The 14,088-nt window shown below is 55.9% G+C and carries 12 protein-coding genes and 1 tRNA gene; 8 read left to right on the forward strand and 5 right to left on the reverse strand.

The features are described 5' to 3' along the window. The first annotated feature begins 217 nt into the window (after positions 1 to 217). A complete protein-coding gene (locus GS646_RS10875) occupies positions 218 to 1,534 on the forward strand; it encodes an aspartate aminotransferase family protein (protein ID WP_371732071.1) in 1,317 nt (438 codons plus the stop codon). 223 nt (positions 1,535 to 1,757) lie between these two features. After that, positions 1,758 to 2,375, forward strand: a complete 618-nt coding sequence (locus GS646_RS10880; protein ID WP_171189178.1) for an N-acetyltransferase — start codon at positions 1,758 to 1,760, stop codon at positions 2,373 to 2,375. Positions 2,376 to 3,063: 688 nt separating this feature from the next. Here the strand turns inward: GS646_RS10880 and GS646_RS10885 are convergent. The 4 genes from GS646_RS10885 to GS646_RS10900 form a co-directional block, all read right to left on the reverse strand. Beyond that, entirely contained in the window at positions 3,064 to 3,957 is an 894-nt protein-coding gene (locus GS646_RS10885) for an NAD(P)-dependent oxidoreductase (protein ID WP_171119805.1), read from the reverse strand. 304 nt (positions 3,958 to 4,261) lie between these two features. Then, on the reverse strand, positions 4,262 to 5,737 hold the full coding sequence (gene terL / locus GS646_RS10890; protein WP_171646704.1) for a phage terminase large subunit: 1,476 nt from the start codon (positions 5,735 to 5,737) through the stop codon (positions 4,262 to 4,264). Continuing rightward, positions 5,724 to 6,155: a DUF5681 domain-containing protein gene (locus GS646_RS10895; protein WP_171646572.1), complete on the reverse strand. Its 432-nt coding sequence runs from the start codon at positions 6,153 to 6,155 to the stop codon at positions 5,724 to 5,726. Before GS646_RS10895 ends, terL begins: the two co-directional genes overlap by 14 nt. Beyond that, complete coding sequence (locus GS646_RS10900) at positions 6,148 to 7,542, reverse strand: DNA methyltransferase (protein ID WP_253746360.1); 1,395 nt, start codon at positions 7,540 to 7,542, stop codon at positions 6,148 to 6,150. The genes GS646_RS10895 and GS646_RS10900 overlap by 8 nt, the downstream gene beginning before the upstream one ends. A gap of 448 nt (positions 7,543 to 7,990) precedes the next feature. Between GS646_RS10900 and GS646_RS23210 the strand changes: the two genes are divergently transcribed. Genes GS646_RS23210 through GS646_RS10915 form a run of 3 tightly spaced genes read left to right on the forward strand, consistent with a single transcriptional unit; the run spans position 7,991 to position 10,310 of the window. Beyond that, complete coding sequence (locus tag GS646_RS23210) at positions 7,991 to 8,221, forward strand: DUF3489 domain-containing protein (RefSeq protein ID WP_170554399.1); 231 nt, start codon at positions 7,991 to 7,993, stop codon at positions 8,219 to 8,221. Then, positions 8,218 to 8,634 (forward strand): DUF2924 domain-containing protein, encoded by a 417-nt coding sequence (locus GS646_RS10910; protein WP_171646702.1) that lies wholly within the window; start codon positions 8,218 to 8,220, stop codon positions 8,632 to 8,634. The genes GS646_RS23210 and GS646_RS10910 overlap by 4 nt, the downstream gene beginning before the upstream one ends. Next, a complete protein-coding gene (locus GS646_RS10915; protein ID WP_171646700.1) occupies positions 8,631 to 10,310 on the forward strand; it encodes a recombinase family protein in 1,680 nt (559 codons plus the stop codon). Before GS646_RS10910 ends, GS646_RS10915 begins: the two co-directional genes overlap by 4 nt. 374 nt (positions 10,311 to 10,684) lie before the next feature. Here the strand turns inward: GS646_RS10915 and GS646_RS10920 are convergent. Continuing rightward, positions 10,685 to 10,774 (reverse strand) — tRNA-Ser (locus GS646_RS10920). 202 nt (positions 10,775 to 10,976) lie between these two features. On the opposite strand from GS646_RS10920, the gene GS646_RS23215 reads away from it, so the two are divergent. Genes GS646_RS23215 through tmk form a run of 3 tightly spaced genes read left to right on the forward strand, consistent with a single transcriptional unit; the run spans position 10,977 to position 14,087 of the window. Continuing rightward, positions 10,977 to 12,281 (forward strand): SPOR domain-containing protein, encoded by a 1,305-nt coding sequence (locus GS646_RS23215; protein WP_171646698.1) that lies wholly within the window; start codon positions 10,977 to 10,979, stop codon positions 12,279 to 12,281. 16 nt (positions 12,282 to 12,297) lie between these two features. After that, positions 12,298 to 13,464 carry a D-alanyl-D-alanine carboxypeptidase family protein gene (locus tag GS646_RS10930; protein WP_171646696.1) on the forward strand — a complete coding sequence of 389 codons (1,167 nt, stop codon included), beginning with the start codon at positions 12,298 to 12,300 and terminating at the stop codon, positions 13,462 to 13,464. After that, positions 13,461 to 14,087, forward strand: coding sequence for a dTMP kinase (gene tmk, locus GS646_RS10935; RefSeq protein WP_171184826.1), 627 nt, complete (start codon positions 13,461 to 13,463; stop codon positions 14,085 to 14,087). Before GS646_RS10930 ends, tmk begins: the two co-directional genes overlap by 4 nt. Position 14,088 lies beyond the last annotated feature (1 nt).

Below are 14,088 nucleotides of genomic sequence, written 5' to 3' on the forward strand. Positions count from 1 at the left end.
TGCCGGTACAACAAACCTATAATTTGCAAATGCCCAGCGTTTAATGCAGCTTTCACTGAAACAATGAGGTTGGGAAATGGCGAAAAACAAAGAAGAAACGCTAGACCCGGACGATTGGGAGGCTACACGCGCGCTGGCGCATCGGATGGTCGACGAGGCGGTGGAGCACTTGGCGCATGTTCGAGAGCGCCGCGTTTGGACACCAATGCCCGAAGATGTGCGTGCCCGCCTGCAAATGGGTTTGCCAGAAGAACCAACACCACTGGACGACGTCTATGCCGAGTATCAACAAAACGTCGCGGCCTTCCCCATGGGCAATGTCCACCCTCGTTTCTGGGGCTGGTACATGGGCGCAAGCAACTTCACAGGTGCTTTGGGCGACTTTCTGGCCGCGGTAGACGGCAGCAACCTTGGCGGCGGCAACACAGGTGCGGCGCAGGTTGAACAACAAGTCGTCGATTGGCTTAAAGAGATTGCAGGCTTTCCTACAACCGCAAGCGGCACATTGACCAGCGGTGGATCTGTGGCAAACCTTGTAGGGCACACCGTAATTCGTAATCTTGCCGCTGGCTATGATGTTCGCAAAGAAGGCATCGCTGGATTGAAGAAGCCGTTGCGATTTTATGCGTCCGATCAGGTGCACAGTTGTCACCAAAAAGCATTGGAAGTCTTAGGTCTTGGCGCAAAAGCGTTGGTGGAGGTTGCCAGCGATGAACGTCAGCGGATTCGACTTGATGCGCTTGAAGCCGCGATCGCAGAAGATCGGGCAAACGGGCTGCAACCAAGTTGTGTTATTGGCACGGCTGGAACAACGAATACAGGCGCCATTGACGATCTGGGCGCCATTGCGGACATCTGTGAGCGCGAAGGCCTCTGGTTTCACGTTGACGGATGCATCGGTGGCGTGCTCCGGCTGGCTCCGGACCATGCGCACTTGGTCGACGGGATAGAGCGGGCAGGCTCAGTCGCTATTGATCCTCATAAATGGCTTCACACGCCCTTCGAAGCTGGCGCCGTGTTGATCAAGAACCCGGAAGCGCATTTCGCGACATTCGAGATGCACGGACCCTATCTGCAACTTCAGGATCGAGGAATGATTGCGGGCAAGTTTCTTGCTGACTATGGACTGGAACTCAGTCGCGGCTTCCGCGCGCTCAAGATCTGGATGGCGTTTAAAGAGCAAGGCGCTGCCAAGTTTGGTAGGCTCATCGCCAAGGACATTAGCCTTGCGAGGTACATGGCAGGGCAGGTTGAGGCGCATCCGCTTCTGGAATTGTTTGCACCGGTTGATCTCAACATCGTTTGTTTTCGACATATTGCTGGGGATGAGGAGGCATCGAAATCCCTCAATACTGAAATAATGCTGCGACTACAGGAGCGCGGCCTCGCCGTGCCTTCGGACACTACGGTTCAAGGCAAACACGGCCTACGTTGTGCCTTTAACAATCATCGTACACAGCGTGAAGATATCGATGGTTTCCTCAAAGACTTGCTACAAATCGCAGCGGAAATCGACCGTGAACAAAAGTCTTAAATTACTCTCCTTCTACTTGCGTTTGGGATTCAAAACGGACATCTGACGGTTTCAATGCTTCATTGACCCGGTTCCAGCGGTCCCAGAGCCTGCTGTGCGGATAATGCGTCCGATCGCTACGAAACGGAAACTGTTCGACAAAACGGATTGTGTTTGAGTAGAATGTCGCCACTTGCTTTTGGGGTAGCACCAAGTGGCCAGTTCAGAGATCGTAGTACGATGAATGTCGGAAGCAGATAATGGTGAAATGTCAAAGCTGCTTGGCGACGTTTTCAGCAGGCGAGATCCACCCGCCGTTTCAACCAAATTCTCACCCGAAAAGCTCGAAAAGCTCGCCGCACTATTTGGATCAAAATCTGCAAAAGAAGGTTTGTCATCTGTCGCTCTTGATGACGCTTCTGGTGAAATTGTAGGCGCTGTTCTAGCACATGATTTCGGTCAGCCGCCGCCCGATTCGATTAGTGCGATGGATTTAGCTTCCGAGCCAGTCATCACGTTAATTGATGAGCTAGAAAGCGCGTTTTTGAATAGGCACAACATTCAGGCAAAGAAGTATCTTCATATTTTCATGATCGCTGTGCGTGACGATTTCTCGAGAAAGGGAATTGCTCAATACTTGCTGGATTCTTGTGTAAATCAGGCCAAGAGATCCGGCTACCAAATTGCTTTTGCGGAAGCGACAAACCGTTTCTCACAAAGCATTTTTTTGAAAGCGGGCTTCGACGGCGTTCATTCAATTGAATACGAAGACTTCGAGCTGGACGGACAACGGCCTTTTCTGGATATCAAGGACGAAGGTGCTTGTGTGCTAATGGAGCTCGATATTTCAGCTAAATTCTGATTGTCCGAAAGGCATAGAGCAAAGCAGTCTGCTTTGGGCTCAACTTGGTCATCTGAACATTTTTTTCAGATGACAGCTTATGAGCGGAAAGTAGACACATAAGGGTATGGCAGTGCGGGTTAAGGCCTGCCTCTGCCGTCCAAATACTCTTTATCAGGCTCTTTATATCCAGTTCCTTCATGGCTGCACACCCTCACAACAATGATTATGAAGAGTGCCATCAGGATTGCTCTGGCACTTGGGGTTTGGAGCAAATATTTCATTATTCATTTTTATTATTGCGTGAGTGACTTGGCAAAGAAGTCCCGTGCCTTTTCATTCAGCCCGCCAGTTGAGCTCAATTAACTGGCAGCAGGCCGCATTGGGAAGCGGTTCGGAGGAGGTCACTTGATTGGTTTTTGTTCCGAGCGCCAACAGTTCGTGAGCATCCGTGATTTTAGTTATCCGAATTTCAACGTAACAAACGACAACCACTCTGTAAATTTTACGACGTCAGAGTTAGTAGCGCGGTTTTACGAAGGCTTTGATGTTAAGAAGGAAATGACGCAGGATGAAACCTTCTATTCAAACGCCAAAGCAAAAAGACTTCTAAGTTTTGATCCTCAGCATGATTGGTGGGACTACCTGAAATCCTTGTTGCCGCATCTTAAAGAGTTCGCATTAAACTGCGTGTGCAATGCGACCAGAATCAAGCCTTGGATACGCCGTTTCTCGCAGCTACGAAATCCACAAGGTGAGGAACATAGTCGTTCGGTCCGTCACCCCCAGCGGCGAGCGCCATTGCAAAACTGTTTTTTGCGGCGTTTCCGATTGGATTGGACAACCCCACTTCATCTGCCATGGCTTCTAGGTAACGCAAGTCTTTTAGAGCATTGGATAGAGTGAATTTGTGGGACTCTCGATTGCCTTCAACGGCGTACCCCATGAAGGTTTGATAAAACCCGCAATCCATCCTGCTGCCACGAATGACAGAGTCGAATTCCTTGGTGGATATTCCGACTTTTTCGGACAGTGCCAACGCTTCCGAATAAAGCGCCGCGTATCCCAGTGAAAGAAAATTATTCAGAAGCTTCATTTTGTGCCCTGCAGCACATGGGCCGATGTGAACGATGGTCTTTGCCCAAGCTGAGATAACAGGCTTCAACCGCTCAAAAACAACAGGATCAGCGCCGACCATGGTCGCCAGCTCTCCGTTCTGTGCCTGCACGGGTGTCCCGCCCAACGGCGCGTCCGCCATATGGTGACCGGCCTGCGCTAACTTAGTCGCGAGTGCCATAGTGGAATTCGGGTCTGACGTGGAACAATCCACAACGACGCTACCGGCCTGAATGGTTGGCATCATGGCGGCCACGATTGCCTCGACCTGAGGAGAGCCGGGCGCACAAATATGGGTAACTGACGATACTGCCGCAAGCTCCGCGAGGTTTTCCGCCTCCGTCGCGCCCTCAGCGACCAACTCATCAACAGGCCCACGGTTTCGATGAGCAATCACGTTAACTGTGAAGCCGGCTTTTAACAGATTCGAGGCCATACCTTGACCCATCAAGCCAACACCAACAAATCCGATCGTTTCTTCGCTCATCGAGTTCTCCCTTTACCATTCACGGAGAGTCAGTGTGGACTAGTACAGAATGAAAAAGCAATGGCGGCTTAACTTTGCTTCGTAAACCAAGGCGCAGGACGCAGCGAATGAACGTTTCTAGTCCCTTTCGACAGATGCTTCGCTTGATCCAAATGTCTGCATTGGGCTCAAAGCCGTCATCCGACGGCATTAGCGATTAGACCGGTTTGTGGTTGCGAGCGGTCATTGGGGCCGCTCTCAGGATTGGTCCGACATCGGCCCTCCCAGTACTATTCAACGAGTTTTCAAGCTCAACTCCGAGATCCTACCGTCGCCTGACCCTATCTCGATTACGCTCCCGACGTTCGATGTTGATCCGGTGGTCGCGGCCCAATGCCCGGTAGAAGCCCGGTCCCTTGGACCAGTTCAGAAAGTGGGCAAAGCTGTCGACCTGATCATCGTTGCGTCCGCGTGGAAAGGACTGAAGCTCCCGTTTGAATACCGGCAGCCAGGATGCATCTGCAGGCAGATAAACCTTGCCCTCTTCGACAGGACCGCAAGCGGACTGGAACCGGGTTTCCTTGTCCTTGTCGGGTTTAATGCGTTCGTAGCGCCGACGGTCATCACGAAACAATTCGTCCAAAAGAGGTTTGCCGGAGGCCGCATCTTCGATCAGGACACGATCGGGATCCCAACGGCCGACAAGTTGCAGTGCCTTGGCTTTCAGGTCTGGGTAGTCTACCTGCCCGCGCCAGACGTCGATAAGATACCACGCATTTTCGCGGAACCCCCAGGTTGTACAGACAGAGAAATCAGACCGGGGGTCTGCCGACATGCCCGTATCCCAGCTCTGAACCACCAGTTGGAACCAGCGGCGATCTTCGATGGTCTCGTAGGTGCCAAACCACTCCCAGCGCAAGGGCGACCCGTCGGGAGCAATGGGGTTCTGCTGATACTGGCAATTGAACACGGCCGCGCCCATTTCGCGACGCTTGGTATCCAGCGTTTGCTGATCCAAACGGGACGGGCACAGGAGATCACCCGGTTTGCGGCGCATGACCCTTCCACGCCCAAGAGGAACCACCTCATGGCCTTCTGCGATGGCAGGCAGATTCAGATGCCGGTAGGTCCCGCGTTCGAGCAGATAACCCGGCGGATCCATCTCGTGCAACCGTTGCGCAACCATAACCACACGCCCTTCGGCCGGATTGTCGAAGCGCGACAACAAGGTCCCCTCAATGAACTCCTGCGCCTTGACCAGCTCGGCTTCGGAGCCGGCATCTCCGGCTCTCAGCAGGTCATCGATGATGATGTAATCGGCGCCATGACCGGTGACAGAACTTCCAATGGAGACAGCCTTACGGCTGCCTCCCTTTGTGGTGCGGATTTCTTCTGAGGTGTTGCCCTTTTTAGCCAAGACCGTTTCAGGGAACATTTCCCGGTACCAGCGCGCAGACATGATCCGACGACAATCTTCGGAATGTTTGCGCGCCAGATCCAACCCATAGCTGGCAACGATGATCTTGGCGCTGGGGTTATGACCGAGAAGATAAGCGACATATGCAACGGCCACGGTGACCGATTTCAGGCAACGTGGCGGGATGTTGATGATCAGTCGCTTGTTTTCGCCTCGACGGACATTGTCCAACTCATGGCACATGGCCCGCACATGCCAGGCCGGATCAAAGCTGCGGTCAGTTCCCTGGTGCAGCGTGCCAAACACACGCCACACGAAGGGAAAGATATTGTCTCGGCAAACCTCGCGAGCGGCTTGCACGATTTTTGGATCAGGAGTCGTCATCTTCCGCCTCCTCGTTTTCCAGATCACCGTCACCGTCCAGTTGGCTGGAAAAGAAATCCCGGAGGATGTCGTAGTCGACAGCGTCCGGCTCAACCGTACGGACGCTTTCTTGCGCGTCCAATTCACTTGCGTTGAACAGATCTGTGTCCAGCTTAAGCAGCGCCATCAACAATTTCGTGTCGCCCTTCAACGCGCCTGCCGTGAACCGCTTGGCAATTGCCTCAGCCTTGGAAATCCGGATTTCGTGGCTGCCTTCGCGAACCGTAATCTTGGTTTCCAATTCGCGTTTCAAGCCGGCATTCACCCCTTTGGCACCTTTCGGCCGCCCTTTCGGATTGCCGGATCGGCCTTTTTTGAACTGGGTCGCTTTGGGCGGCTTGCCGTAACCCACCTCGTAGTCTTTCGTATCGTCAGACATGACCCACCTCCTGTTCTGAAGTGGTATCGTTGGCCGCAGAACGCGCATCGAACGTCTCGCCTGTCACCGCGTGCACGGCGTTCTCACCAGTCATCTCCTGCCAACGGCGGATGGCGACATCGACATAGGCCGGGTCGAGCTCAATGAGCCGCGCCCGCCGCCCGGTTTTCTCTGCTGCCAGCAAGGTCGCCCCGGACCCGCCAAAGGCGTCCAGCACGACGTCGCCGCGGTGGCTCACATCCATGATGGCATCTGCAACCAGAGCTGTCGGCTTCACCGTGGGATGATCCGCGAGATCCGCCTCGCGCCCTGCCCCAAAGCTGTTCACACCGGTATAATCCCAGACATTGGTCCGGTTGCGCCCGTGCTTGCCCAATTCGACATTGTTGACATGCGCAGCACCTGGTTTCTTGAAGATCGCAACCAGCTCATGCTTGGAACGATAAAGGCTGCCCATCCCTCCGTTGGTTTTATTCCAGACGCAGAGATTGATGAGATCAAAGCCACCTGCCTTGCCCGCCGCAATCAACTCTTCGATATGACGCCAGTCCATGCAGATCATCGCAATACGCCCGTCTGGCAGACGGCCAAACAACTGGGTGATCACGCCTGAAAGAAAGCCGCGGAACTCGCTATCCGACATTTCTCCCGACGCCATGGCAAACTCGCGGTGTTCGGCGCTATTGCCGGACCGCACATGCCCATTGACCGGCACGTTGTAAGGCGGATCGGTGAAGACTATCTGCGGGGTCTCGCCTTCCAGCAAGGTGTCGTAGCTCTGGGTTTGAAGGGCGTCCCCGCAGAAAATGCGATGATCTCCGAGAACCCAGAGGTCGCCCGGCTCCGTGACTACGGGTGCCGCAGGGTCCGGCGTCTCAACAGTTTCCGCCACAGATTCCGTCACCTCACCGACGCTGTCGATAATGATGTCGATCTCCGGTGTTTCGAACCCTGTGATGTCCAGATCAAAATCCAGCTCGCCATCAAGGCTGAGATTCATCAGCTCGGCAAACTCAATCTGCAGAGCAGCTTCGTTCCAGTCGGACAATTCCGCCAGCTTGTTGTCCGCAATGCGCAGAGCGCGCACTTCCGCTTCTGACAAGTGATCCGCGACAACAGTCGGTACGGAATTCAACCCCAGGGCCTTGGCGGCCTCATAGCGACCATGACCCGCGATGATGGTACCTTCAGCATCCAACAGGATCGGAGTGACAAAGCCAAACTGGGCCACCGATGCCTTCAGTTTGTCGACATTCTTGGCCGCGTGCACGCGGTTGTTGTTGGCGTAGGGCTTGATCTGGCTGATCTGGGATTGGATAACTTTCTCCGCCATCCAGATAGGCGTATTGGACGCCTGGACGTCGCTGTGTGTGTTTTCAGCAGGCATAACCGCCTCCTTTTGCGTGACGCCGCGCGGACGTCGAGATGGAGGGATCGCGTTGGAAAATCGGAGAGAGCACAAATCGCAACTCCCCGGACCAATCGATCCGAGACGTTGCTCCTTTGAATGCTCTCGGCGGAAACCTGTGTTTCCAATGAGTGCTGCCTGCGGGAGCAGTTTCCCGCCCCGATAGTCCGGGCGATTAGGTCGAATGTAGGTGCCATCAATACGAGACGCAACCCCCCAAACTAAAAGTAACCAATTAAGATTGTTGACGAATAATCGGGGGTACGGCAGCGTCGCACTTCAAAACACACGCCTCCAGTAATCGTTTCAGAAAGAGCTGGACTGTTGCCGTCAACCACGCATCACTGAACCCACGCCCGAGCCATTCGGGCGCTCCTCGGTACCGGGGTTCGGCATCTCGCTGACCCAAGATCAGAGGAGACAGTTCATGTCCAAACGGAAGCAAACCAAAATTGACAAGGTTCAAGCTTTGTTGCGTCGCCCGAGCGGCGCCAGCCTTGAGGCGCTCTGCAAAGCAACGGGGTGGCAGCTTCATTCGGTCCGAGCGGCTCTAAGCGGCCTGCGGAAAAAAGGCGTCACAATTGAAAGGCGGACATCCGACAAACCAGATGGTTCTTCCACCTATCACCTGACGGTGGGAACAGGAGAAGAGTCATGACCAAGACTAGCGATGTTGCCGATCTGGCCGTCATGGGACGATCGGATCTGGTCACGCTTTGGCAGCAACTGTTTGATCAACCCGCCCCCGCCATGCTCAGCCAACCCTTCCTGCGCCGCTTTATCGCCTTTGAGATGCAGTCCCGCCGTCATGGCAGGCTACCCCGTCAAGTCAAAGCCACGCTGGAAAAGGGCTCTGGGAAGAAACCCCGGCCTACATGCCCTGCCCTAAAACCCGGCGGGCGCCTGCTACGCGAGTGGAATAGTGTGACCCATGTAGTCGACGTTACAGAAGACGGCTTCACTTGGAACGGTCGGTCCTATCGCTCACTCTCGGCCATCGCCCGAGAGATTTCCGGCGCGCATTGGTCGGGGCCGCGTTTCCTTGGGCTCACCGGCAAGGCCGCCAAATGAGCCCGCGCCGTAAAATCCGATGCGCCATCTACACGCGCAAGTCCTCAGAAGATGGTCTGGATCAGGACTTCAATTCGCTGGATGCGCAATATGAGGCCTGTGCGGCCTATGTCGCAAGCCAGCGACATGAAGGCTGGACCCTGCTGTCCGGGCGCTACGATGACGGTGGCCTGTCGGGCGGCACCCTAGAGCGCCCCGCCCTTCAGCGCCTTCTTGAAGAGATCGATGCCGGGCGTATTGACATGGTGGTGGTCTACAAGATTGACCGGCTGACCCGGTCGCTTGCCGACTTCTCTAAGCTGGTCGACCGGCTCGAACAGGCAAACTGTTCTTTTGTGTCCGTCACGCAGGCCTTCAATACCTCATCTTCCATGGGCCGGTTAACGCTGAATGTGCTGTTGTCCTTTGCTCAGTTTGAACGGGAAGTCACCGCCGAACGTATTCGCGACAAGATTGCAGCGTCGAAGAATAAGGGGCTTTGGATGGGTGGCAACCTGCCTCTGGGCTATGATCGCCACCCCGATCCGAAGGCAAGAACGCTGGTGGTGAATGAAGAGGAGGCCAGAACGGTCCGGCATCTCTTTGGGCTTTATGATGAGCTGGGTTGCCTGCGCAAAGTAGAAGAACGGGCAACGGCAGAAGGGCTGCGGTCAAAACGGGTTGTTCGGACAGATGGCAGTGTGAAGGGGGATTGTCCGCTGTCACGGGGTCAAATCTATTACCTGCTGCGCAATCCGGTCTATCTCGGAAAAATCCGCCACAAGGATAAGATCTGGGACGGACAACATCCGGCGATCATCGATCAGGACATCTGGGACCGGGTGCAGGAAAAAATGCGACAGGCCTCCAACCGCTCGCGGGCACGCGGCGACTCCGATGCGCGCCAACGCTCCACTGACCCCGGGGCCTGGCTCACCGGTCTGCTGTATGACGAAACTGGTGATCGGTTGACGCCGACCCACACCACGCGCAAAGGCCGACGGTTGCGCTACTATATCTCCAATCGACTGATCTCAGGTGGCAAGGATATCTCTGGCTGGCGACTGCCCGGCCCGGCGCTGGAACACGCCGTCATGGACGTCATCGTCAGACATTTGCAAGACGCCGCCGCGGCGCACCAAGTACTGGCGCAACCGGTGGCCGGGTCAGCCGAGCCAGTTCAGACTTCAGTTGCGGATTTAGTAACCCGGCTTCTAGGCCAAGGCTGTCAGATCGGCGCTGCTCTTCTGGCCAAAGGCAAACTTGCACGAGGACAGATCGACCTCGAATTTAACCACAAAACTCTGGCAAGCGCACTTGGCATCGCGGCCGATCATCTGCACCCGGATCTCACCCACGTCACCGCATCTTTCGATCTGCGCCGCCGCGGCGTCGAGGCCAAGGTCATCGCCGGAGACATGGCACCCCAACCTGATCCCCACCTCCGGTCCATGCTGATCCGCGCACATGGCTGGGCCCGTGATCTGAAGGCCGGAGTTCAACTGATGGAGATTGCCCGCCGCGAAAGCGTCCCTGACGCCTTCATCCGCACCCGTGCTCAGCTCGCCTTTCTCTCACCGAAGATTCAAACGGCGATTCTCGACGGGACCCAGCCGCCCGAACTCACACTCAAGCGTCTGGTCAGCGTGACCCACCCACTTGAATGGTCCGAACAGGAACGCCTGTTCGGCTTCTGACATCTCCAGATCCTGCGTCCCTGATACAGGGTTCGCCCTCCCTGATCCGTCGGCACAATTCCCTGTTCCCACGAGAAAATTCCCTGTTCCGCCTTTTAGGGAATTTGCAGCATAAACCTCTGAAAACATACAGTTCTGATAGAAGAAATGACGGAAATCAGTCCCGGTTTGCGAAAATTCCCTGTAAATTGCAGGTTATCAGGGAAATCCAGCCCAAAGCGACCCCACCAAAATGCGACACTGAGACTTGCGCCTGAATTGTCCTCTGAATGTACGGTTTGCTTCGTCTCTGATTGAAAGCGCATGCGCCAACGCGCGGGAATTGCGGCACAATTTCGGGTCAGAAAACACAACTGAAGTGAGACAGGTATGAGTGGCGGGGAGACAGGGATTCGAACCCTGGGGACGCTCTCACGCCCAACGGTTTTCAAGACCGCCGCATTCGACCACTCTGCCACCTCCCCGTCGGAAGCCGGGTCTAAGGCCAAGTTCGCTCAGAGGCAAGTCGAAAACGGGAAATCTTGCCGAAGAGTTTTCAGCGCTCTTTCCATGACCCTTCAGCCACGTTATGATTGGGTGTAAAGACCGTAACAGGCTGGCATACAGAACCAGCAGACCGGCAACGGGGTTCGTGAAACGAAACCCCTTCAGGCAAGGGATAAGCAGATGAAGCGAGCGATCGAGACACGCCCGGGGCCCAAAAGGCTGGCGTATCTGGCGTTGACTTTGACGATTTTGGCCGGATGTGAAGAGGCTTTGGGTACAGCTGAAACCGCCGAAAAATCCCAGGACAACGATGGGAAAATCGAACTTATACCCCAGGTGACCAGTGGTTCGCAGCGCGACGTAGAAGCACCGGACGTTTTCCGCGTTACCGAAGCGGGGCTTTGGGATGGGCGACCCTCGCTGGGGGGCATATGGGTGGCACATCCAGACGTGAACCAACCCGAGCGTGTTGTGATCAAAAACACCGCCAACAACAAATCCGTGACTGGTGCCTTGTTCCGGCGCGAGCGTAACTTGCCCGGTCCGGCGCTTCAGGTCTCATCCGCTGCAGCGGAACAGCTTGGATTGCTGGCAGGGTCACCTACAAAGCTTAGCGTTGTGGCGCTGCGTCGCGAGAAGATCGAAGAACCCACGGCTGAAGAATCACCACAAGCTGAGGACGTAACCGCAGAAAACGAGACCGCATCGGCAGATACAGCAGCCGATGGCCAAGCCACGGGTGATCCTGAAAAGCTCGCCAAACGGAAATGGTGGCAAAAGAAAGAGCCCGCAGTTGCTGCTGCCGGTACCGCCGCTGTTGTAGCAAGCGCCTCGGAATCCGAAGAGGACACAACAGCAGAAACGGAAACGGTCAGCGATTCTGCTCAGGAAACCGCAGAGGAGCAAACCGAAGCGCCCGCTGAAAAACCGGCCAAGCGGAAGTGGTGGCAGAAGAAAGCACCCGCTGCTGCTGCCGCTGGAACCGCAGCGGCTGCAACAGATGCAGCCACAGATAGCGCCGAAGTTGCAACCGAGGCTGCTGCTGCCGTAACCTCTCCGGCTTTGTCAGATGCGCCGGTCGAAGCCCCGGCCGAGAAACCCGCCAAGCGGAAATGGTGGCAAAAGAAGGATCCCGCAGAGATCACTGAAACGCCACTGGACCCGATCGAAGGTGCCGCCGCCGCAATTGATGCGACCGAAGCAACACCAGCAGCGGCGACGGCTGCGGCTGCCGCGACCACCGCATCACCGCTGAGCAAACCGTTTGTTCAGATCGGAACCTTCAGCGTCGAGGATAACGCCAACTCTGCCGCACAGAAGGTGCGCAGGAACGGTATGTCCGCAGTTGTTCGGGAACTGAAAACCGCAAATAACACCGTCTGGCGGGTGCTGGTTGGCCCTGCCGCAACCCGGGCCGAACGCAAAGCCATTCAGAAGGACGTAAAAGACCTTGGTTTCAAAGACGCGTTCACCGTATCCGACTGAAACAGGGAGACGCAGCATGCCAGCCTTGATGCGCACATCCGTTCTGGCCATGGGGATTGCCCTCATGGGACTGCCCGCACACGCTTTTGATACCACAGCTCGCGCAGCTTATGTGATTGACCAGACCACCGGCACTGTTCTTCTGTCAAAAGACGCCGACCAGCCCCTGCCGCCCGCGTCGATGTCAAAGCTGATGACGCTGTATGTGGCCTTCGAGGCTTTGCGCGATGGCCGACTGACACTGAATGAAACCCTGCCCGTGTCCGAACACGCGATGAGCTATGGCGGCTCGACCATGTTCCTGAACACGCAGGACCGCGTCACCGTCGAAGACCTGCTGCGCGGCATCATCGTTTTGTCGGGCAATGATGCCTGCGTCGTTATCGCCGAAGCACTTAGCCCCGACGGAACCGAGGCCGGGTTTGCGCGGTACATGACCCAACGCGCGCAGCAAATGGGCATGAACAATTCCAATTTTGCCAACTCGAACGGCTGGCCTGCCGCCGGTCATATGATGTCAGTGCATGATCTGGCCGTTCTTGCGGATCGCTTGATTTCGGACTTCCCTGAATATTACCCTCTCTTCGCCGAGGAGGTTTTTGAATTCGACGGTCGCGCGCCGTCAAATGCCCGCAATCGCAACCCGTTGTTGAAGCTGGATATCGGCGCGGACGGTTTGAAAACCGGCCACACGCAAGAGGCCGGCTATGGCCTTGTCGGCTCTGCCAAACAAGGTGACCGGCGTGTCATTTTCGTCCTGACCGGGCTCGACACCACCGGCCAGCGGGCAGAGGAGGCTGAGGCCGTGGTTAACTGGTCGTTTCGAAATTTTGTCGAGAGGACAGTTGCCAACGCGGAAACGCCGATAGCCGAAGCCCAACTGTGGATGGGTGAGAAAAAGACCGTCGGGCTTGTTGCCGAAGGTGATCTGAACGTGCTGTTCCCGGTTCTGGGGACTCAAAATGTCGAGGCCGAAGTTGTGTATGACGGCCCAATCAACGCGCCAGTCCAAAAAGGACAGCAACTGGCTGAACTGGTGATCAAGCCCGAAGGACTGCCCGAGATCCGGCGCCCACTGGTGGCAGCCGAGGACGTGGCCGTCGGTGGCTTTGTCGTGCGCATGTTGACGGTTGGCGGCATCGTATTGAAAGACGTGATCAACAACCCGCTGGAGTCGATGTGACGAAAGCAGGGTTATTTCTGACCTTCGAAGGCATTGACGGATCAGGCAAGTCAACCCAAGCGCGGATGCTGGCGGATCGTCTGCGCGCGCAGGGACATGAGGTCGTGCTGACGCGCGAACCGGGCGGCTCACCGGGGGCTGAGGAAATTCGCCGCCTTGTTCTGGAAGGCGACCCGGATCGGTGGTCGGCCGAGACAGAGTTGCTGTTGTTCACCGCAGCCCGCCGCGACCATCTGGAGCGCACCATCGAACCCGCCCTTGCGGCAGGTAAAGTGGTGATTTGCGACCGTTTCGCAGACAGCACACGTATGTATCAGGGCTTGTCACGCGGCGACCTGCGCAGTCTGGTAGACCAATTGCACAACCTGATGATCGGCCGCGAGCCGGATATGACGCTGCTTATCGATATGGACCCGGAAACGGGATTGTCGCGCGCTAAAGGCAGGCAAGGTACCGAAGAGCGGTTCGAGGATTTCGGTCCCGATCTGCAAAAGAAAATGCGCGCAGGGTTTCTGTCGCTGGCTGATGAATTCTCGGGCCGGTTTCGCGTCGTAAATGGCAACAGGGACATGGACAGCGTTGCGCAGGATGTGACAGATATCGTTCAAGCAGCTTTGCGGTAAA

Origin of the sequence: Ruegeria sp. HKCCD4315 (genome assembly GCF_013112245.1) — a bacterium.
Classification (GTDB): Bacteria; Pseudomonadota; Alphaproteobacteria; order Rhodobacterales; family Rhodobacteraceae; genus Ruegeria.

What these genes read in the sequence shown, in the direction of transcription:
- terL (WP_171646704.1), bottom strand. Translation starts at nt 5,737, where the DNA reads ATGACGACTCCTGATCCAAAAATCGTGCAAGCCGCTCGCGAGGTTTGC.
- GS646_RS10880 (WP_171189178.1), top strand. Translation starts at nt 1,758, where the DNA reads ATGTCGGAAGCAGATAATGGTGAAATGTCAAAGCTGCTTGGCGACGTT.
- GS646_RS10895 (WP_171646572.1), bottom strand. Translation starts at nt 6,155, where the DNA reads ATGTCTGACGATACGAAAGACTACGAGGTGGGTTACGGCAAGCCGCCC.
- GS646_RS10900 (WP_253746360.1), bottom strand. Translation starts at nt 7,542, where the DNA reads ATGCCTGCTGAAAACACACACAGCGACGTCCAGGCGTCCAATACGCCT.
- GS646_RS10885 (WP_171119805.1), bottom strand. Translation starts at nt 3,957, where the DNA reads ATGAGCGAAGAAACGATCGGATTTGTTGGTGTTGGCTTGATGGGTCAA.
- GS646_RS10930 (WP_171646696.1), top strand. Translation starts at nt 12,298, where the DNA reads ATGCCAGCCTTGATGCGCACATCCGTTCTGGCCATGGGGATTGCCCTC.
- GS646_RS23210 (WP_170554399.1), top strand. Translation starts at nt 7,991, where the DNA reads ATGTCCAAACGGAAGCAAACCAAAATTGACAAGGTTCAAGCTTTGTTG.
- GS646_RS23215 (WP_171646698.1), top strand. Translation starts at nt 10,977, where the DNA reads ATGAAGCGAGCGATCGAGACACGCCCGGGGCCCAAAAGGCTGGCGTAT.
- GS646_RS10915 (WP_171646700.1), top strand. Translation starts at nt 8,631, where the DNA reads ATGAGCCCGCGCCGTAAAATCCGATGCGCCATCTACACGCGCAAGTCC.
- GS646_RS10910 (WP_171646702.1), top strand. Translation starts at nt 8,218, where the DNA reads ATGACCAAGACTAGCGATGTTGCCGATCTGGCCGTCATGGGACGATCG.